The 19,495-nt window shown below is 71.9% G+C and carries 21 protein-coding genes; 19 read left to right on the top strand and 2 right to left on the bottom strand.

Annotation, left to right across the window (positions count from 1 at the left end; all coding sequences use genetic code 11):
* The first annotated feature begins 3 nt into the window (after positions 1-3).
* Positions 4-921, top strand: a complete 918-nt coding sequence (locus AC4BGC_RS13805; RefSeq protein WP_490556283.1) for a ketopantoate reductase family protein — start codon at positions 4-6, stop codon at positions 919-921.
* On the opposite strand, the gene AC4BGC_RS13800 is transcribed toward AC4BGC_RS13805, so the two are convergent.
* Positions 918-1,688, bottom strand: a complete 771-nt coding sequence (locus AC4BGC_RS13800) for an SDR family NAD(P)-dependent oxidoreductase (RefSeq protein WP_490556282.1) — start codon at positions 1,686-1,688, stop codon at positions 918-920. The two genes, AC4BGC_RS13805 and AC4BGC_RS13800, sit on opposite strands and share 4 nt — an antisense overlap.
* A 94-nt stretch (positions 1,689-1,782) precedes the next feature.
* Between AC4BGC_RS13800 and AC4BGC_RS13795 the strand changes: the two genes are divergently transcribed.
* From AC4BGC_RS13795 to AC4BGC_RS13750, 10 genes are all read left to right on the top strand, one after another.
* Entirely contained in the window at positions 1,783-2,973 is a 1,191-nt protein-coding gene (locus AC4BGC_RS13795; protein WP_490556281.1) for a thiolase family protein, read from the top strand.
* Between the two features lie 22 nt (positions 2,974-2,995).
* Positions 2,996-4,177: an acyl-CoA dehydrogenase family protein gene (locus AC4BGC_RS13790; protein ID WP_490556280.1), complete on the top strand. Its 1,182-nt coding sequence runs from the start codon at positions 2,996-2,998 to the stop codon at positions 4,175-4,177.
* Entirely contained in the window at positions 4,174-5,214 is a 1,041-nt protein-coding gene (locus AC4BGC_RS13785) for a phosphotransferase family protein (protein WP_490556279.1), read from the top strand. The genes AC4BGC_RS13790 and AC4BGC_RS13785 overlap by 4 nt, the downstream gene beginning before the upstream one ends.
* A gap of 45 nt (positions 5,215-5,259) precedes the next feature.
* Entirely contained in the window at positions 5,260-6,465 is a 1,206-nt protein-coding gene (locus AC4BGC_RS13780; RefSeq protein ID WP_490547838.1) for an acyl-CoA dehydrogenase family protein, read from the top strand.
* A gap of 106 nt (positions 6,466-6,571) precedes the next feature.
* On the top strand, positions 6,572-6,784 hold the full coding sequence (locus AC4BGC_RS13775; RefSeq protein ID WP_490547839.1) for a heavy-metal-associated domain-containing protein: 213 nt from the start codon (positions 6,572-6,574) through the stop codon (positions 6,782-6,784).
* Complete coding sequence (locus AC4BGC_RS13770; protein WP_490556278.1) at positions 6,781-7,776, top strand: DUF8832 domain-containing protein; 996 nt, start codon at positions 6,781-6,783, stop codon at positions 7,774-7,776. The genes AC4BGC_RS13775 and AC4BGC_RS13770 overlap by 4 nt, the downstream gene beginning before the upstream one ends.
* 34 nt (positions 7,777-7,810) lie before the next feature.
* Entirely contained in the window at positions 7,811-10,108 is a 2,298-nt protein-coding gene (locus AC4BGC_RS13765; protein WP_490556277.1) for a heavy metal translocating P-type ATPase, read from the top strand.
* Positions 10,109-10,112: 4 nt separating this feature from the next.
* Positions 10,113-10,463, top strand: coding sequence for a metal-sensitive transcriptional regulator (locus AC4BGC_RS13760; protein ID WP_490556276.1), 351 nt, complete (start codon positions 10,113-10,115; stop codon positions 10,461-10,463).
* A 14-nt stretch (positions 10,464-10,477) separates the two neighbouring features.
* Positions 10,478-10,954 carry a DUF4396 domain-containing protein gene (locus AC4BGC_RS13755; RefSeq protein ID WP_490556275.1) on the top strand — a complete coding sequence of 159 codons (477 nt, stop codon included), beginning with the start codon at positions 10,478-10,480 and terminating at the stop codon, positions 10,952-10,954.
* Entirely contained in the window at positions 10,951-11,091 is a 141-nt protein-coding gene (locus AC4BGC_RS13750; protein WP_490556274.1) for a hypothetical protein, read from the top strand. The genes AC4BGC_RS13755 and AC4BGC_RS13750 overlap by 4 nt, the downstream gene beginning before the upstream one ends.
* Before the next feature lie 29 nt (positions 11,092-11,120).
* Here AC4BGC_RS13750 and AC4BGC_RS13745 read toward each other — a convergent pair whose 3' ends face one another.
* On the bottom strand, positions 11,121-11,894 hold the full coding sequence (locus AC4BGC_RS13745) for a DeoR/GlpR family DNA-binding transcription regulator (RefSeq protein ID WP_490556273.1): 774 nt from the start codon (positions 11,892-11,894) through the stop codon (positions 11,121-11,123).
* Between the two features lie 191 nt (positions 11,895-12,085).
* On the opposite strand from AC4BGC_RS13745, the gene AC4BGC_RS13740 reads away from it, so the two are divergent.
* The 8 genes from AC4BGC_RS13740 to mnhG all read left to right on the top strand — a co-directional run bounded on the left by AC4BGC_RS13740 (position 12,086) and on the right by mnhG (position 19,483).
* A complete protein-coding gene (locus AC4BGC_RS13740) occupies positions 12,086-12,562 on the top strand; it encodes a CAP domain-containing protein (protein WP_490556272.1) in 477 nt (158 codons plus the stop codon).
* Positions 12,563-12,572: 10 nt separating this feature from the next.
* The gene (locus AC4BGC_RS13735; RefSeq protein WP_490547847.1) at positions 12,573-13,181 is read left to right on the top strand and encodes a class I SAM-dependent methyltransferase; all 609 of its coding nucleotides are present in this window, start codon (positions 12,573-12,575) and stop codon (positions 13,179-13,181) included.
* Positions 13,182-13,254: 73 nt separating this feature from the next.
* On the top strand, positions 13,255-16,137 hold the full coding sequence (locus AC4BGC_RS13730) for a Na+/H+ antiporter subunit A (RefSeq protein ID WP_490556271.1): 2,883 nt from the start codon (positions 13,255-13,257) through the stop codon (positions 16,135-16,137).
* On the top strand, positions 16,134-16,565 hold the full coding sequence (locus AC4BGC_RS13725) for a Na(+)/H(+) antiporter subunit C (RefSeq protein ID WP_490547849.1): 432 nt from the start codon (positions 16,134-16,136) through the stop codon (positions 16,563-16,565). Before AC4BGC_RS13730 ends, AC4BGC_RS13725 begins: the two co-directional genes overlap by 4 nt.
* Positions 16,562-18,256, top strand: coding sequence for a Na+/H+ antiporter subunit D (locus tag AC4BGC_RS13720; RefSeq protein ID WP_490556270.1), 1,695 nt, complete (start codon positions 16,562-16,564; stop codon positions 18,254-18,256). The genes AC4BGC_RS13725 and AC4BGC_RS13720 overlap by 4 nt, the downstream gene beginning before the upstream one ends.
* The gene (locus tag AC4BGC_RS13715) at positions 18,253-18,843 is read left to right on the top strand and encodes a Na+/H+ antiporter subunit E (protein WP_490547851.1); all 591 of its coding nucleotides are present in this window, start codon (positions 18,253-18,255) and stop codon (positions 18,841-18,843) included. The genes AC4BGC_RS13720 and AC4BGC_RS13715 overlap by 4 nt, the downstream gene beginning before the upstream one ends.
* Complete coding sequence (locus AC4BGC_RS13710; protein ID WP_490547852.1) at positions 18,840-19,118, top strand: monovalent cation/H+ antiporter complex subunit F; 279 nt, start codon at positions 18,840-18,842, stop codon at positions 19,116-19,118. Before AC4BGC_RS13715 ends, AC4BGC_RS13710 begins: the two co-directional genes overlap by 4 nt.
* Positions 19,115-19,483: a monovalent cation/H(+) antiporter subunit G gene (mnhG, locus tag AC4BGC_RS13705; RefSeq protein ID WP_490556269.1), complete on the top strand. Its 369-nt coding sequence runs from the start codon at positions 19,115-19,117 to the stop codon at positions 19,481-19,483. The genes AC4BGC_RS13710 and mnhG overlap by 4 nt, the downstream gene beginning before the upstream one ends.
* The last annotated feature ends 12 nt before the right edge of the window (positions 19,484-19,495 follow it).

Genomic DNA, 19,495 nt, shown 5'->3' with positions numbered 1-19,495 from the left:
AGGATGAGGATCGCCGTCGTCGGTTGTGGCGCCATGGGGTCGGTCTACGCCGCCCGGCTCGCGCTCGGTGGGCACGAGGTGCTCGCCGTGGACCGCTGGGCCGACCACGTCGCGGCGATGAACGCCGACGGGCTGCTGCTCTCGGGGCCCGACGGGGAGCGCCGGGTGCCGGTCTCGGCGCACACGAGCGTTCCCGAGGAGGTGGTGGACCTCGTCGTGCTGGCGGTCAAGGCCGCCGACGTCGGGTCGGCCGCGGCGCGGCTGGGCCCGCTCCTGGGTGAGGAGACCGTGGTCCTCACGATCCAGAACGGCCTGGGGTCCACCGACCTCGCCGAGGCCGCGGTCGGTGCCGAGCGGCTCGCGGTGGGGATCGCGGCCGGCTTCGGGGCCTCGATCCGGGGACCGGGCAGGGTGCACCACAACGCGATGAAGGCGATGCGCTTCGGGTCGGCGGGCTCGCTGGACCAGGGGAGGGTGGAGACCGTCGCCGAGGCGTGGCGCGCCGGCGGGTTCGATGCCGCCGCGGTCTCCGACATCGCCGCCATGCAGTGGGAGAAGCTGATCTGCAACGTCGCCTACAGCGCCCCGTGCGCGCTGACCGGCCTGACCGTGGGTGAGGTGATGGACGACGAGCAGATGGGGCCGGTCAGCCGGGACGCCGCCGTCGAGGCCTGGGAGACCGCGCGGGCGCTGGGGGTGGGGATCACGGTCACCGACCCCATCAAGCACGTGCGTGACTTCGGGGCCCAGATGCCGGCCGCGAAGCCGTCGGCGCTGCTGGACCACGAGGCCGGCCGCGTCAGCGAGATCGCGTTCATCAACGGCGCCGTACCCCGCGAGGCGGCGAAGGTCGACCGCACGGCACCGGTCAACGCCACGCTCACCGCCCTGGTCCGTCAGCGGGAGAGCACCTTCTCCTAGATCGCGGCCAGGCCCCCGTCGACCACCAGCGTGGTGCCGGTGACGTAGCTGGACCCGCTGCCGGCCAGGAAGAGCAGGGCGGCGTCGAGCTCGTGCTGCTCGCCGAACCGGCCGAGCAGGCTGTGCTCGGAGACCATCGTGCGCAGGGCCTCCTCGCCGTCGCTGGTCATCTCGCTGGCGAAGTACCCCGGGCACAGCGCGTTGACCCGGATCCCGCGTCGCGCCGACCACTGCTGGGCCAGGTCGCGGGTCAGCCCGATCACGCCGGCCTTGCTCGCGGCGTACGGCGCCTGCGGGAACCGGGAGCCAACGAGCCCGTGCACGCTGGCGATGTTGACGATCGAGGAGCCGCGCGGCATCTGCGGAGCGCACGCGCGGGCCATCCAGTAGGCGCCGTTGAGGTTCACCTCGATCACCTGGCGGAACACCTCCTCGCGTTCGTGCAGCGCCGCCCCGGAGGCGCCGATCCCGGCGTTGTTCACGAGCACGTCGACGCGACCGTAGGCCGTCACCGCGGCTTCGACGAGCGCCCGGCAGTCGTCGGGCTCGGTCACGTCGGTGGTCCTGACCAGCACCTCCGCGCCGTCGACCCGCAGCTTCTCCGCGACCTCCTCGAGCCGGTCGGTGCGGCGGGCCCCCAGGACGAGCGTCCCGCCGACCGCGGCGACCGCCTTGGCGAAGCCGACGCCGAGCCCCGAGCTGGCTCCGGTGATCACCACGACCTTGTCGTCGAGGCGGAACGAGTCGAGGGGGGAGATGGTCGTCATGGCGCTCCAGTACGTGGTCGTGGGCCGTGCCGTCGGCGTCGCGGCCTGCTACCTTAGCGAACGCTAAATCAAATGCAATGAAAGGTGGGATCGCGTGCACACCTCCGGGCGCACCGCAGTCATCGTCGACGTCGTCCGCACCCCCTCGGGGCGCGGCAAGCCGGGCGGCTCGCTCAGCGGGGTGCACCCGGTCGAGCTGCTCGCGACCGTGCTCGGTGCCCTGGCCGAGCGCAACCAGCTCGACCCGGTGCTCGTCGACGACGTGATCGCCGGCTGCGTGATGCAGGTGGGGCAGCAGGCGGTCAACATCGCCCGCCAGGGCGTGCTCGCCGCGGGCTGGCCCGAGTCGGTGCCGGGGACCACCGTCGACCGGCAGTGCGGCTCCAGCCAGCAGGCCGTGCACTTCGCCGCGCAGGGCGTGATCGCCGGTGCCTACGACATCGTGGTCGCGGCGGGCGTCGAGTCGATGAGCCGGGTGCCGATGGGCAGCTCGACGCTGGACCAGGACGCCTACGGTCCCTCCGTCGCGCAGCGCTATCCCGAGGGCCTGGTCAACCAGGGCGTGTGCGCCGAGCTGGTCTCCGAGAAGTGGGGCCTGGGCAGGGACGAGCTCGACGAGTACGCCGCCCGCTCGCACCGCCTCGCCGCCGAGACCGCGGCGGCCGGTGGCTTCGACCGCGAGATCGTCCCGGTCCGGGTGGGTGACGACCTGGTGCGGCTCGACGAGACCATCCGCACCGGCACCACCGCCGCAGGCCTCGCGGGGCTGCGGCCCGCCTTCGCGGTCCCCGAGATGCAGGAGCGCTTCCCGCAGCTGGAGTGGCGGATCACCCCCGGCAACTCCTCGCCGCTGACCGACGGTGCGTCGGCGTCGCTGATCATGGCCGAGGAGGTCGCGCTGCGCCTCGGCCTGACGCCGCGTGCCCGGTTCCACAGCTTCGCGGTGGCCGGCGACGACCCGCGGCTGATGCTCACCGCGCCGATCCCCGCCACCGCGAAGGTGCTCGCCCGGGCCGGCCTGGGCATCGAGGACCTCGACGCCTACGAGGTCAACGAGGCCTTCGCGCCGGTGCCGCTGGCCTGGGCCGCCGAGGTGGGCGCGGACCCGGAGAAGCTCAACCCTCGCGGGGGCGCGATCGCGCTGGGGCACGCCCTGGGCGCGTCCGGGACGCGGCTGCTGGCCACGATGCTGGGCCACCTCGAGGCGACCGGCGGCCGCTACGGGCTGCAGACCATGTGCGAGGCCGGCGGCCTCGCCAATGCCATGATCATCGAGCGGCTCTGACCGCACCGGCAGGAGAACCGACATGAGCCAGGACCTCTGGGCCACCCGCCCCCTGTTCAACGACGACCACGAGTCGTTCCGGGTCAGCGTGCGCGAGTTCCTCGCCCGCAGTGTGACCGACCACGCAGACGAGTGGGACGCGGCCGGGATCATCCCCCGCGAGCCCTGGCTCAAGGCGGGGGAGCTGGGCTACCTCGGCATCAACGCCCCGTCGGCGTACGGCGGCGGCGACTCCCTGGACGACTACGCGTTCCGGGTCGCGATGATCGAGGAGTGTGCGCGCGCCGGCGCCACCTCCTTCCTCTCGGGGACCTCGTGCCACGCCGACATCGTGCTGCCCTACGTCTTCGACCTCGCCAACGAGGAGCAGCTGGCTCGCTGGGTCCCGGGGATGTGCTCGGGCGAGATCATCGGCGCGATCGCGATGACCGAGCCGGGCACCGGGTCCGACCTCCAGGGCATCCGCACCAGCGCCCGCCGCGAGGGCGACCACTGGGTGCTGAACGGGTCGAAGACCTTCATCACCAGCGGCATCAACGCCGACCTCGTCGTCGTGGTCGCGCGCACCGACCCGGACCCCGCCGCGCGGAGCAGGGCGTTCAGCCTGCTCGTGGTCGAGCGCGGGATGGAGGGCTTCACCCGGGGTCGCAACCTGGACAAGGTCGGGCTGAAGTCGCAGGACACCGCCGAGCTCGTCTTCGAGGACGTGGTCGTGCCGGCCGAGAACGTCCTCGGCGAGGTCGGCTCCGGCCTGGGCTACCTGATGAGCCACCTCCCGCTGGAACGGATCGGCATCGCGGTCGCTGCGTGCGCCGGTGCCCGGGCGGCACTGGCCTGGACGCTGGAGTACGTGCTGGAGCGCCAGGCCTTCGGCAAGCCGGTCGCCACCTTCCAGAACACCGAGTTCGCACTCGCCGAGATGGTCACCGAGCTCGAGGTCACCCAGGAGTACGTCGACCAGGCGGTGCTCAAGCTGAACCGCGGCGAGCTCTCCGCCGTGGACGCGGCCAAGGCCAAGTGGTGGTCCACGGAGATGCACAAGCGCACCGTCGACCGGTGCGTGCAGCTGTTCGGCGGCTACGGCTACATGCTGGAGTACCCGATCGCGAAGGCGTTCGCGGACACCCGGGTGACCACGATCTACGGCGGCACCACCGAGATCATGAAGGTCATCGTGGCCCGCGACGTCCTGGGCCTGCGATGAGCGCCGACCAGTACGCCGACCTCGTCCGGCCCGCCGAGCTCGGCGCGGTGCTGGCCGAGGCCCTGGGCGACGACCGCTGGCGCGACCCGCAGGTGACCCTGATCGCGGGCGGCAAGTCCAACCTGACCTTCGGGCTGAGCAGCCCGGCCGGTGAGCTCGTGCTGCGCCGCCCGCCGACGGGCGACCTGCTGCCCAGCGCGCACGACATGGGCCGCGAGGCCCGGGTGCAGCGCGCGCTGGCCGGGACCGCGGTGCCGGTCCCCGGCATCCGCTACGAGGACACCGAGGGCGCGCTGCTCGGGGTCCCGTTCTACGTGATGGACCGCGTCGAGGGGTTGGTGCTGCGCGAGGAGCTCCCGGCGGGGTACGCCGACGACGCCGCCTCCCGAGTCGCGATGGCGGACGCCCTGATCGACGCCCTGGTCGCGATCCACCAGGTGGACCCCGTGGTGGTGGGCCTGGGTGACTACGGCCGCCCGGACGGCTTCCTGGCCCGGCAGCTGCGTCGCTGGCGCGGTCAGTGGGACGCCTCGAAGACCGAGGACCTGCCCGACCTCGACGAGCTGGGTCGGCTCCTCGGCGAGCAGCTCCCGGCGCACCAGCGCGCCGGCATCGTGCACGGCGACTTCCGGCTGGACAACTGCCTGATGGACCCGGCCGACCCGACCCGGGTCGCCGCCGTGCTCGACTGGGAGATGTCGACCCTCGGGGACCCGCTCACCGACCTCGGGATGCTGCTCTTCTACTGGCGGCACCCCGGCGAGCCCGCCCCCCTGCTCACCCCGGCGCCGAGCCAGCAGCCCGGGTTCCCGGACCGCGAGCACCTGGCGCACCGGTACGCCGCGGCGACCGGGGTCGCCCTGGAGGGCCTGGACTACTACGCGGCGTTCGCCCACTTCAAGTTCGCGATCATCGCCCAGGGCATCGCCGCGCGCACCGCATCCGGGTCGATGGCGGGGCAGGAGTTCGGCAACCTGGACTCCGAAGTGCGCCGGATCGCCGCCGACGGGCTGGCCGTGCTGCGCGCGATCGGCTGAACTGACGACGTACACACCGCAGAGAACAAGAAGGTAGGGATCAACGTGGACTTCGAGCTGTCGCCGAAGGCGCAAGAGGCCGTGGCCGAGATGTGGGACTTCATGCGCGAGGAGGTCTTCCCGGCAGAGCCGGTGTGGGCGGCCTCGTTGCGCGAGCACGGCGAGCACTCCCACCCGCCGGTGATGGAGGACCTGAAGGCTTCGGCACGCGACCGCGGGCTGTGGAACCTCTTCCTTCCCCAGCTCTCGGGACTCTCCAACGTGGAGTACGCCGCGGTCGCGGAGGTCTCCGGGTGGTCGCCGGTGATCGCCCCCGAGGCGATCAACTGCCAGGCACCCGACACCGGCAACATGGAGACGCTGCACCTGTTCGGCACCGAGGAGCAGAAGAGGACCTGGCTGGAGCCGCTGCTCGCGGGAGAGATCCGCTCGGCGTTCGCGATGACCGAGCCGGACGTGGCGTCCTCCGACGCCACGAACATCGAGACCCGGATCGAGCGCGACGGTGACGACTACGTCATCAACGGCCGCAAGTGGTGGATCACCGGGTCCGCCGACGAGCGGTGCCAGGTCTTCATCGTGATGGGCAAGAGCGACCCGGACGCCGACACCCACCGGCAGCAGTCGATGGTGCTGGTCCCGCGGGACACCCCAGGCCTGACCATCGAGCGGCACCTGCCGATCTTCGGCTACCAGGACCAGCACGGCCACTCCGAGATCGTCTTCGACGACGTCCGGGTCCCGGCGAGCAGCCTGCTGGCCGAGGAGGGCGACGGGTTCAAGATCGCCCAGGCCCGGCTCGGGCCCGGACGCGTCCACCACGCGATGCGTGCCATCGGGATGGCCGAGCGGGCGTTGGCCCTGATGGTCGAGCGGGCCAAGAGCCGCGTCGCCTTCGGGAAGCCGCTCGCCGACCAGGGCGTGGTCCAGGAGCTGATCGCCCAGTCGCGGATCGACATCGACCAGGCCCGGCTGCTGGTCTACAAGACCGCGTGGCTGATCGACCACCACGGCGCCAGGGGCGCGCGCACCGAGATCGCGGCGATCAAGGTGGCCGCGCCGGCGATGGCGACCGCGGTGATCGACCGGGCGATCGAGGTCTTCGGTGGGGCCGGGGTCAGCGACGACACCCCGCTGGCGTACTTCTACGCCTGGGCGCGGGTGCTGCGCATCGTGGACGGCCCCGACGCGGTGCACCGCAGGTCGATCGCACGCGAGGAGCTGCGCCGGGAGCGCCCCTACACCGGCTGAGCCCCGGTGGATGACCCGGTGGATTGTCTGGGGGAATACCCATAGGGGGTATAGGGTTGGGAGATCTGCAAGCCTGATTTCCCACCCTCTGATCAGGAGCCCTCCGATGAACACCACCGAGTACCAGGTCACCGGCATGACGTGCGGCCACTGCGAGGCGGCGGTCCGCGAGGAGGTCACTGCCGTGCCCGGCGTCCAGGACCTCCAGGTCAGCGCCGAGACCGGCAAGCTGGTGATCGTCTCCTCCGCGCCGGTCGACGACGACGCCGTGGTCGCGGCGGTCGACGAGGCCGGCTACGAGGCGGTTCGCGTGCGATGAACGCCGGGACGCGCCTGGGGGTGTACGCCGCGGGTCTGGCCGTCGTGTTCGGCGCCGCCTACACGACCGCGGACGCCGTCGTCCCGCAGAGTGCCGTCCGGAGCTGGGCCGACGAGTCGGCCGAGAAGTCGCACGAGAAGTCCGAGGGCCACGACGGCGCCGAGCACGCGGCCACGCCTCGCAGCGAGGCGGCGGCCGAGAGCCAGGTGCAGGGCGTGAGCATCGCGCGGGACGGCTACCTGCTCGGACCGGTGACCGCCCCCACCCGTCTCGGGGAGCGCAAGGATCTGTCCTTCCGGATCCTCGACGACCGGGGCCGCGCGGTGACGAGCTACGAGACCTCGCACGAGCGGCGGCTCCACCTGATCGTCGTACGCACCGACGGGACGCACTTCCGCCACGTGCACCCGACCATGGACGCCGAGGGCACCTGGTCGCTGCCGTGGCGATGGACGGCAGCGGGCACCTACCGGGTGTACGCCGACTTCGTTCCCGAGGGCTCCGACGGCAAGGGTGCGGCTCCCGTGACGCTGACAAGGACCCTCGAGGTCGCCGGTGAGCTCGACCCCGTCCGGGCCGAGCCCACGAGACGGGCCTCGGTCGACGGGTTCACCGTCGACCTCACCGGGGACCTGGTCCCCGGGACCGGGTCGGAGCTGACCCTGCGGGTGTCCCGCGACGGCAGGCCGGTCACCACGCTGCAGCCCTACCTCGGGGCCTTCGGGCACCTGGTCGCGCTCCGGGAGGGTGACCTGGCCTATCTCCACGTCCACCCCGAGGGGGAGGAGCCCGCAGCCGGTGCCCGGTCCGGGCCGGACCTGGAGTTCGTGGCGCAGGCGCCCACCCCGGGCCGCTACCTGCTCTACCTCGACTTCCGCGTCGACGGCTCGGTCCACACCGCTCCCTTCGTCCTCGACACCGCGGGGACGACCCGGGACACCGCGACTACGCCCCCCGGGACCGAGGACCACTCCGGTGGACACGGCCACTGACCACCGATCCACTCCCTGAGAGGAGGAGGAGACCATGACTGCACCCCCTGTCCAGGGGACCGGCCCCACGATCGAGCTCGAGATCGGCGGGATGACCTGTGCCTCCTGCGCGATGCGCGTGGAGAAGAAGCTGAACAAGCTCGACGGCGTGAGCGCGACGGTGAACTACGCGACCGAGAAGGCCCAGGTCCATGCCCCCGAGGGGCTGGACCCGGAGACGCTGATCGCCGAGGTGGCCAAGGCCGGCTACACCGCACAGCTGCCCCGCCCCGCGACCCCGGCTCCTGACGGGGCCGACGCGGAGGACCAGCCCGACCCCGAGCTGGTCCGGCTGCGGCAGCGCCTGATCGGCTCGGTCGTGCTCGCCGTGCCGGTGATCGCGATGTCGATGGTCCCGGCGCTGCAGTTCGACTACTGGCAGTGGGCCTCGCTGGTGCTGGCCGCGCCGGTGGTGCTGTGGGCCGCGTGGCCCTTCCACAAGGCCGCCTGGGCCAACCTGCGCCATGGTGCCGCCACGATGGACACACTGGTCTCGCTCGGCACCCTCTCGGCCCTGCTGTGGTCGCTGTACGCGCTGTTCCTCGGCACCGCGGGCACGCCGGGGATGACCCACCCGTTCCAGCTGACCGTGGAGCCCACCGACGGGGCTTCGAACATCTACCTCGAGGTCGCCGCAGGCGTCACGATGTTCCTGCTGGCCGGGCGGTACTTCGAGAAGCGGTCCAAGCGGCGGGCAGGGGCGGCGCTGCGTGCCCTCCTCGAGCTCGGCGCCAAGGACGTCACCGTGCTGCGTGGGGGAGCGGAGGTCCGCGTCCCGACCTCGGAGCTCGGGGTCGGCGACGAGTTCGTCGTACGCCCGGGGGAGAAGATCGCCACCGACGGGGTGATCACCTCCGGCAGCTCGGCGGTCGATGCCTCCATGCTCACCGGCGAGTCGGTGCCCGTCGAGGTCGGTGAGGGCGATGCCGTCACCGGCGGCACCGTGAACGCGGGCGGCAGGCTGGTCGTCCGCGCCACCCGTGTGGGCGCCGACACCCAGCTCGCCCAGATGGCCAAGCTCGTCGAGGGCGCCCAGTCGGGCAAGGCGCAGGTGCAGCGGTTGGCCGACCGCGTCTCCGGGATCTTCGTCCCGGTGGTGATCGGGATCGCCGTGGCGACGCTCGGGGCCTGGATCGGGGCCGGTTTCCCGCTCAGTGCCGCGTTCACCGCAGCAGTGGCGGTGCTCATCATCGCCTGCCCGTGTGCGCTCGGGCTGGCCACGCCGACCGCACTCCTGGTCGGCACCGGCCGAGGTGCCCAGCTCGGCGTGCTGATCAAGGGGCCCGAGGTGCTCGAGTCGACGCGCCGGATCGACACCGTGGTGCTCGACAAGACCGGCACCGTCACCACCGGGACGATGACGCTGGTCGACGTCGTCACCGCACCGGGGGTCTCCCGGGACGAGGTGCTGCGACTGGCCGGCGCACTCGAGGCGGCCTCCGAGCACCCGATCGCCCGGGCGATCGCCCTGTCCGCCGCGGACGAGCTCGGCCCGTTGCCCGACCCGGTTGGGTTCACCAACGTCGAGGGGAGGGGCGTACGCGGCAGCGTGGAGGGACACGCCGTGCTGGTGGGCCGGGAGTCCCTGCTCCGCGAGTCCGACCAGCCCCTCGGCGAGGACCTCGCCGCGGCGAAGGCCCAGGCGGAGCGGGAGGGCAGGACGACCGTCGCCGTCGCGTGGGACGGCGCCGCACGAGGCGTGCTGGTCGTGGCCGACCGGGTCAAGCCCACGAGCGCGGAAGCCATCGCCCAGCTGCGGGACCTGGGCCTGACCCCGATCCTGCTCACCGGCGACAACCGGGCCGTGGCCGAGCAGATCGCCGCAGAGGTCGGTGTCGAGCAGGTCATCGCCGAGGTGCTGCCCCAGGACAAGGTGAGCGTGATCTCGGGCCTGCAGGACCAGGGCCGGGTCGTCGCCATGGTCGGGGACGGGGTCAATGACGCCGCAGCCCTGGCCCAGGCCGACCTCGGGATGGCGATGGGCACGGGCACCGACGTCGCCATCGAGGCCGCCGACATCACCCTGGTGCGCGGAGACCTGCGCAGCGCCGCGGACGCCATCCGGCTCTCCCGCAGGACCCTGGCGACGATCAAGGGGAACCTGTTCTGGGCCTTCGGCTACAACGTCGCCGCGATCCCGCTGGCGGCCCTGGGCCTGCTCAACCCGATGCTGGCCGGCGCCGCGATGGCCTTCTCCAGCGTCTTCGTCGTCGGCAACAGCCTGCGGCTGCGCTCGTTCAGGAGCCGGGCCGCGGACTCCGAGGCCACCACCACCGCACCCGAAGGAGCCTGACCACATGGACCTGACCGACCCCGGCCAGCTGGCCGACCCTGAGGCGGGGAGCGAGGCCGCCGGCACGCACGCCCACCACGGCTACATCTCGGACAAGGCCCGCTACCTCGCCCGGCTCAAGCGGATCGAGGGGCAGGCGCGCGGCATCCACCGGATGGTCGAGCAGGAGCAGTACTGCATCGACATCCTGACCCAGGTCAGCGCGCTCACCAAGGCCCTGGAGTCGGTGGCCCTCGGCCTGCTCGAGGACCACCTCCGGCACTGCGTGATGGACGCGGCCGTGGAGGGCGGCCCGGCCGCCGAGGCCAAGCTCAAGGAAGCGACCGACGCGATCGCGCGACTGGTGCGTTCCTGACCCGGAGGAAGCTGATGGACGCACGCAACGCGATGGCGGCGAACGCGACCCTGCACTGCCTCACCGGCTGTGCCATCGGGGAGATCGCGGGCCTGATGATCGGCATCGCCCTCGGTCTCAGCACAGCGACGACGATCGCGCTGGCCGTCGGCCTCGCCTTCGTGTTCGGCTACGCGCTCTCCACGGTTCCGCTGGTGCAGGCGGGGCTGGGGTTCCTGGCCGCTCTCCGCCTCGTGCTCGCAGCCGACACGATCTCGATCCTCACCATGGAGGTCGTCGACAACCTGGTGATGGCCCTGATCCCCGGCGCCATGGACGCGGGCCTGGTCAACCCGGTGTTCTGGGTCGGCATGATGATCGCCCTCGCGGTCGCCTTCCTGGCCGCGTTCCCGGTCAACCGCCACCTCATCGACAAGGGCAGGGGCCACGCGCTCACCCACCAGCACCAGCACCAGCACCAGCACGAGCACGAGCGGACGGAGGCTCCATGAACACCAACACCCTCGCTGCCGGTGTCGTCGGCTTCCTGCTCGGCGGACTGGTGGTCTCGATCGCCGCCGAGCTCGAGGACGAACAGCCGCCGACCCCGAGCCACGGCTCCAGCGTCGTGCGCCACCACGACGGGTGAGATGGGGAGGGCGACGACCGTGGTCCCGCTCAGCGAGGGGGATCGCTGGTCAGCGCCTGCACCCCGGCGCCGGCCAGCGCCGCCCGAAGGGGCTCGTCGAGCACCGTGTCGGTGATCAGGCCGGTGACGTCACCGAGGTCGCAGACCCGGACCGGTGCCACCAGGCCCTGCTTCGAGCTGTCCGCCAGCACGTAGGCACGGGTGGCCGTCTCCAGCACCACGCGCCGGGTGGCGACCTCGTCGACGTAGTGGTCGGTGAGGCCTGCCTCGGCGTGGATCCCACCGGTCCCGAGGAAGGCCAGGTCGGGGCGGAGGTCGCGGAGGAAGCCGACCGCCGTCGCGTTCGAGACGGCCAGGTCGCCGGAGCGGACCCGGCCGCCCGCCACGAGCAGCTCGACGCCGGCGCGCTCGGCGAGCTCGGCCGCGACCAGCAGCGAGCAGGTCACCACCCGGCCACGGAAGTCCGCGGGCAGGGCGCGCGCCACGCTGACGCAGCTCGTGCCGACGTCGATCATCACCGTCATCCCCGGCTCCACCAGCGAGGCGGCCGTGGCGGCCATCGCGGTCTCCTGCTCGCTGGCGCGCAGCGTGCGCGCCGGGTCGGGCGCCCCCTCGCCCCGGCCGGGGAGGTGGCTGGCGCCGCCCCGGACCCGCAGCAGCCGACCCCGGTGGTGCAGCTGGGACAGGTCGCGGCGAACGGTCTCCAGCGAAACCTGGAGCAGCTCGGCGAGCGCCTCGCTGCTGACGTAGCGCTCGGACTCCAACAGGGCCACTATGCGGGCGTGCCGTTCGGCGGCGAGCACGTGGTGTTCCCTTCGGCCGGTGAAGTCGGCGCGCAACGTACCCGCCCGATCACGCGAGGTGTCCACACGAGTGTCCACGCATCGGATGCGCCCGGCCTGCCCCGAACGGGGCGACGAGGTCGCGTTGGGTCCACCGTGATGCACTGGCACGCAAGCACCGATCACCCCAGCCTCCCCCTCCAAGGACTCAGATGCCGTCAGCTCGCGCGCTCCTCGTCATGGTTGTGACCGTCGCCGGGGTTGGGCTGGTGGCCCCCCAGCCGGCGGTCGCCGCCTCGCGCTCGCAGGTCCGCCCGGTCGCGGCCTCGTTCGACCGCGAGGTGCTGCGGCTGGTCAACCGGGCCCGTGCCCGGCACGGCGTACGCCCGCTGACCCCGGGGGCCTGCGTGGAGCGGGCGGCGAACCGCTGGGCCCGCGTGATGGCGACCCGGAACACGTTCCGGCACCAGCAGCGGCGGACCCTGGTCCGTTCCTGCGGCACGCGCTACGTGGGGGAGAACATCGCGATGGGCCGGCCGATGAGCGCCGCCAAGGTGGTCCGGATGTGGATGCGCTCCAAGGGGCACCGCGCCAACATCTTGAACAAGCACTACCGCCACCTCGGGGTTGGGGGCTACCGGTCGGTGCGCACCGGCCTCACCTACGTGGTGCAGGACTTCAGGCGCTAGCGTCCCCGCCATGGTCGAGAAGAGCGTGTGGATGAAGCAGGTCGAGGCCGACCCGGAGCACTCGTCCTGGTACGTCGAGCGGTTCCGCGCACTGGCGGCCGCCGGTGAGGACCTGGCCGGTGAGGCGCGGCTGGTGGACGCGCTGGTGCCACGCGGTTCGCGGATCCTGGATGCGGGCTGTGGCCCGGGCCGGGTCGGTGCCGCCCTGGCCGCAGCCGGGCACGACGTGGTCGGCGTCGACGTCGACCCGGTGCTGGTCGAGGCAGCCGTCACCGACCATCCCGGGCCGACCTGGATCGTGGAGGACCTGGCCGAGCTCGACCTGGCGAGCCACGGCATCGAGGAGCCCTTCGACGCCATCGTCAGCGCCGGGAACGTGATGGCGTTCGTGGCGCCGAGCACGCGCCGAGAGGTGCTGCGACGGCTCCGTGCGCACGTGCGCGAGGGCGGTGCCGTGGTGATCGGCTTCGGCGCCGGTCGCGGCTACGAGTTCTCGGAGTTCCTCGATGACGCACGCGGGGCGGGGCTGGAACCGGACCTGCTGCTCGCCACCTGGGACCTCCGGCCGTGGCGCGAGGACTCCGACTTCCTCGTCGCGATCCTGCGGGCAGGTGGCTGACCCGCGACCTGTGGGAGACGTTCCATAGGATGGGGGCCCACCCCCCCCAACTTCGTTGTCCGGAGGCTCCTCCTTGCTCGCGATCGTCGCTGCGCACTTCGTGGCCGCAGCGATGTCCCCGTGGGTGGCGCGGAGGCTGGGTCGGCGTGCCTTCCTGGTGCTGGCCCTGGTGCCGCTCGTCGGGCTCGGCTGGACCCTGGCCCAGACCGGACGGGTGCAGGACGGGAACGCGCCCGTGCAGGTCCTCGACTGGGTGCCGAGCCTGGGCCTCGAGCTCGCCTTCCGGATGGGCACGCTGCAGTGGCTGATGGCCGTGGTGGTCACGGGCGTGGGGGCGCTGGTGCTGGCCTACTGCGCCTGGTACTTCGACGACGACGACCCCGGGCTGGGCAACTTCTCGGGGAACTTCGTGGCCTTCGCCGGCTCCATGCTGGGCCTCGTCCTGTGCGACGACCTGCTGGTCCTCTACGTGTTCTGGGAGCTGACCACGGTCTTCTCCTACCTGCTCATCGGCAGTGACCCCGCCAAGCGGGCGAGCCGGAACGCAGCCATGCAGGCGCTCATCGTGACCACGCTGGGCGGGCTGGCGATGCTCGTCGGGATGCTGATGCTCGGCCAGCAGGCAGGCACCCACCGGATCAGCGAGATCCTCGCCGACCCGCCCGCCGGAACGGCCACCGCCGTGGCGATCGCCCTGCTGCTCGTGGGCGCCCTGAGCAAGTCCGCGCTGGTCCCGTTCCACTTCTGGCTTCCCGGTGCCATGGCCGCGCCCACCCCGGTGAGCGCCTACCTGCACGCCGCCTCGATGGTGAAGGCCGGCGTATACCTCGTGGCGCTGCTGGCCCCGGCGTTCGCGGGCACCCCGGCATGGCACGAGATCGTGCTCACCCTGGGCATCGCCACCATGCTGCTCGGCGGGTGGCGCGCCCTGCGGCAGTACGACGTGAAGCTGCTGCTCGCCTACGGGACCGTGAGCCAGCTCGGCTTCATGCTGGTCGTCCTCAGCGTCGGGACGCGCGCCACCGCCCTCGCCGGGCTGGCGCTGATCCTGGGCCACGCGCTGTTCAAGGCGACCCTGTTCCTCGTGGTCGGCATCGTGGACCACCAGGCGGGGACCCGCGACCTCCGGGTTCTCTCCGGGGTCGGCCGGTCGGCCCCGCTCCTGTTCGTGACGACCTGCGTCGCGGGTGCCTCGATGGCCGGACTCCCGCCGCTGCTCGGCTTCGTGTCCAAGGAGAGCGCGTTCGGCTCCCTGCTCGACGTCGCCGAGGCCGGTGACCGCCCGGGGATCACGCCCCTGGCCGGCTGGCTGGTGCTGATCGGGGTGGTCCTCGGGTCGGTGCTGACCGTGGCCTACACGGCCCGTTTCCTGTGGGGCACCTTCGCCACCAAGCCGGGCGTGCCCCCGATCGCCTTCCCCGCGGTGCCCGGCGGCTTCATCCTCGCCCCGGTGGTCCTGTCGACGCTCACCCTGGCGCTGGGGTTCGCCGGGCCGGTGCTCACCAAGGTCTTCGAGCCGCACACGGACCAGTTCCCAGCCGGCGTCCACAAGGCCGAGCTGGCGCTGTGGCACGGCCTCGGGCTGCCGCTGGCCTTCTCGGCGCTGACCCTGCTTCTGGGGCTGTTCATCTTCGCGCGGCGGCAGACCTTCGGGCTGATCCAGACGGCCCTCTCACCCTCCTGGGCGGCGGAGAACGGCTACCGGCTGGTGATGCGCACCGTGGACCGGTCGGCCGTGGAGATCACCGGCTTCACCCAGCGCGGTTCCGTGGCGGCGTACCTCGCGGTGATCCTCGGGGTGGTGCTGCTCCTGCCGGGGATCGCGGTCCTCGGTGCCCTCGACGGACCCATCGACGTGGTGCTGTGGGACTCCCCGGCCCAGGCCGTGGTGGGACTCGTGATCATCCTGGCCGCGTTCTCCGCGACGCGTTCGCGGCGCCGCCTGCGGGGGGTGATCCTCGTCGGGGTGACCGGCTACGGGACCGGGATGCTGTTCATCCTGCACGGCGCCCCGGACCTCGCGCTGACCCAGGTGCTCGTCGAGACGACCAGCCTGGTGATCTTCGTGCTGGTGCTGCGCCGGCTCCCGCCGTACTTCACCGACCGGCCGCTGTCCCCGCGCCGCTACTTCCGGGTGGCGCTGGGCGCGGCCGTGGGCGGCGTGGTCGCGCTGGTCATGCTGGTCACCACCGGGGCCCGCACCGAGGTCGCGGTGTCGACGGCCTATCCCGAGGAAGCGGTGCGGTTCGGCGGCGGCGGGAACATCGTCAACGTCATCCTCGTCGACATCCGGGCCTGGGACACGCTGGGGGAGATCTCCGTGCTCGTGGCCGCCGCGACCGGCGTCGCCAGCCTGCTGTTCCTCAACACCCGGCTCTCCGGGATCCGGCGCGTCTACGACATCCCCCAGCCGGAGTCGGTGGAGAAGGTGCCGACCGGACCGGGCAGGCGCGTGTGGCTGCCGGGTCCGCGGACGCTGTCCCCGGACCGCCGCTCGATCATCTTCGAGGTGGTGGCCCGGCTGCTGTTCCCGGCCGTCATCGTGTTCAGCATCTACCTGCTCCTTGCCGGCCACAACAACCCCGGCGGCGGGTTCGCGGCCGGCATGGTCACCGGCCTGGCCCTGATGGTCCGCTACCTGGCAGGCGGCCGCTACGAGCTCGACGAGGCGGCCCCGATCGACGCCGGCGTCCTGATGGGCACCGGGCTGTTCATCGCAGCCGCCTCGGGGCTGGCCCCGCTCGCCTTCGGGGGAGCGGTGCTGCAGAGCGCCCAGGTCGACCTGCACCTCCCGCTGGTCGGCGACCTGCACATCGTGACGTCGATGTTCTTCGACATCGGGGTCTACCTCGTCGTGGTGGGCCTGGTCCTCGACCTGCTGCGCGCCCTCGGCTCCCGCATCGACCGGCAGATCCTCCGCGAGGAACGCGCGGCCGAGAAGGAGGGTGCCCGATGAGCACCAACCTGACCCTGATCATCACCGCAGCCACCCTGATCGGGTGCGGGGTCTACCTCGTCCTCGAACGCAGCCTGACCCGGGTCCTGCTCGGCCTGCTCGTGCTGGGCAACGGTGTGAACCTGCTGTTCCTGATCTCCGGCGGACGGGCCGGCAAGGCGCCCATCGTCGGGGGCGCCGACCCGGGGGAGATGTCCGACCCCCTCCCGCAGGCGCTGGTGCTCACCGCGATCGTGATCGCGCTCGGCACCACCGCGTTCCTGCTGGCGATGGCGCACCGGAGCTGGCAGCTCAACGGCAACGACGACGTGCAGGACGACGTCGAGGACGCCTCGATCCGGCGCCTCGCGGCCGCCGACGAGGCCTCCGACAGCCACGACCTCGCCACCGGCGGCGAGGACGACGAGATCCTGGAGGAGGGCGCATGAGCTTCCTGGTCCCCCTGCCGGTGATCCTGTCCCTCTTCGGGGCCGGTGCCGCCCTGATGCTCTCGCGCCGTCCCCGGGCCCAGCGCCTGGTGAGCGTCTCGGTGGTCGCCTCGGTGGTCGTGATCGCGGCGGTGCTGCTGGTGCGCGCCGACCTCTACGGCCCCCAGGTCGCCTGGCTCGGGGCGTGGACGCCCCCGCTCGGCATCAGCCTGGTCGCCGACCGGCTCTCCTCGCTGATGCTGCTCGTCTCGTCGGTCGTGACGCTGGCCGTGCTCTGCTACTCGCTCGGCCAGGGGATGACCTCCGACGACAACGAGTCGCCGGTCTCGATCTACCACCCGACGTTCCTGGTCCTCGTCGCCGGCGTCTCGAACGCCTTCCTGGCCGGCGACCTGTTCAACCTGTTCGTCAGCTTCGAGATGCTGCTCTTCGCCAGCTACGTGCTGCTCACCCTCGGCGGCACCGAGACTCGGATCCGTGCGGGCACGATCTACGTCGTCGTGAACATGCTGTCCTCGATGCTGTTCCTGATCGCGCTCGCAGCGGTCTACGCGGCCACCGGAAGCCTGAACCTGGCCCAGGTGTCCCAGCGCATCGCCGAGCTGCCGGACGCGGTCGCCCTCACCCTGCAGCTGCTCCTGCTGACCACGTTCGCGGTCAAGGCGGCCGTCTTCCCGCTCTCGCTGTGGCTGCCGGACAGCTACCCGACCGCCCCGGCCCCGGTGACCGCGGTGTTCGCCGGCCTGCTCACCAAGGTGGGCGTCTACGCGATCCTGCGCGTGCAGACCCTGCTGTTCCCCGACAGTCCGCTCACGGACCTCTTGATGTGGGCCGCGCTGGTCACGATGGTGGTGGGGATCCTGGGCGCGGTCGCCCAGTCCGACATCAAGCGGATGCTCTCGTTCACGCTGGTCAGCCACATCGGCTACATGATCTTCGGGATCGGGCTGGCGACGCAGGCCGGCATCTCCGGCGCGGTGTTCTACGTCGCGCACCACATCACGATCCAGACTGCGCTGTTCCTGGTGGTGGGGCTGATCGAGCGCCGTGCGGGCAGCACAGCCCTGCTCAGGCTCGGGGGCCTGGCCCGGCTGGCGCCGTTGGTGGGCATCTTGTTCTTCATCCCGGCGATGAACCTCGCCGGGATCCCGCCGATGTCCGGGTTCCTGGGCAAGGTCGGTCTGCTCCAGGCCGGCCTCGACGTCGGCACCCCGCTCGCGATCATCCTGGTCGTGGGTGGCGTGGTCACCAGCCTGCTCACGCTCTACGCCGTGGCCAAGACCTGGACGATCGCATTCTGGCGTACGCCGGAGCAGGCGCACGAGACCGCGCATGCGCTCCCGGTGCCCGGCGAGGAGGCCGACCAGCACCACCCGAACGTGTCGATGGTCCGGCACCGTGGCCACGTCCACGTCGGTGGCGCGGCGTACGCGACGTTCGACCTCGAGGAGGCGCGGCGGGTCCGCGACGAGGAGTCACCGGACCGCGACCTCTACCAGCTGCTGCGCGACGGCGAGCTCCCCGACCGGCTGCCGATGGGGATGGTGCTGCCGACGGCCGCGCTGGTCGCGTTCAGCCTCGTGTTCACCTTCGTCGCGGGACCCCTGTTCGGGTTCACCGACCGGGCCGCCGAGGACCTGGTCCAGCGCACCCCCTACCTCGAGTCGGTGCTCAGCGAGGCCGGCCAGTGAGCCCCCAGCTGAAGACGCGCCGCGACGGACAGGTGCGCCCGGCCCGCTACCGGTCGCTGCAGCTCCCGGTGCTCGTCGTCCTCACCGTGGTCTGGATGGCGCTGTGGGGCGAGGTCTCGCTGAAGACCGTGGTCGGCGGTTTCCTGGTCAGTGTCGTGGCCTGCTTCGTGTTCCCGCTGCCGCCGCTGCACCTCGACGTCCGGGTGCACCCGATCCCGCTGGTCCGGCTGCTGGTCCGCTTCGCCGCGGACGTCGTGATCTCCAGCATCCAGGTGGCCTGGGTGGTGCTGCGACCCCAACGCACGCTGCGCAACGCGGTGATCGAGGTCAACCTGCGGACCCCGTCGGACTTCGTCCTGGTGGTGGTGGCGGAGATGACCTGCCTGATCCCGGGCAGCCTGGTCGTGGAGGCGCGGCGCTCCACGCACACGTTGTTCCTGCACGTGCTCGACGTCGGGGACGACGAGGGGGCGGAGAAGTTCCGCCAGAGCGTCCTCGCCCAGGAGGCCCGCGTGGTCCGCGCCCTGGGCGGGCGGATCGAGCACCTCGACCGCGAGGTTCCCACCACCCCGGGAGGATCCCGATGACCGTCGTACTGATCATCTGCGCGGCGATGCTGACGCTCGCCGCCCTGTGCACCGTGGCCCGGATGACCATCGGCCCGACGATCCTCGACCGGGCCGTGGCGCTGGACGTGTTCGTCGCGGTCGGCATCTGCGGGCTGGCCATGGAGGCTGCGCACAACCGGCACACCACCACCCTGCCGATCCTGCTGGTGCTCACGCTGCTCGGGTTCGTCGGCTCGGCGAGCATCGCCCGGTTCACGCCCGGCAGCGACGACATCGACGAGGACCGCCCATGAGCTGGGTCCAGGTCGCCGACGTCATCGCCGCGGTCTGCATGCTGCTCGGCGCCCTGCTCTCGCTGATCGCCGGGATCGGCGTGCTCAGGCTCCCGGACCTGCTGAGCCGGATGCACGCGGCCACCAAGCCCCAGGTGCTCGGCCTGGTGCTGGTCCTGATCGGTCTCGGCTTCCGGCTGCGCGACCCCGGTGCCATCGGCATCCTGGTGCTGGTCGCCCTGTTCCAGATGATGACCTCGCCGGTCGCCAACCACATGGTCGGCCGGGCCTCCTTCCGCGCCGGGCAGGTGCGCGAGGAGAACCTCGTCGTCAACGAGCTCCCCGACCTGCAGCGTGGATCCGAGGAGCCGCGCGGCGCCCCCTGACCCGGGACCCCT

The organism is Nocardioides sp. Z38_18, from assembly GCF_058215695.1.
The sequence above is the reverse complement of the archived record's forward strand: the minus strand, read 5'-3'. Positions and strand labels throughout refer to the sequence as shown.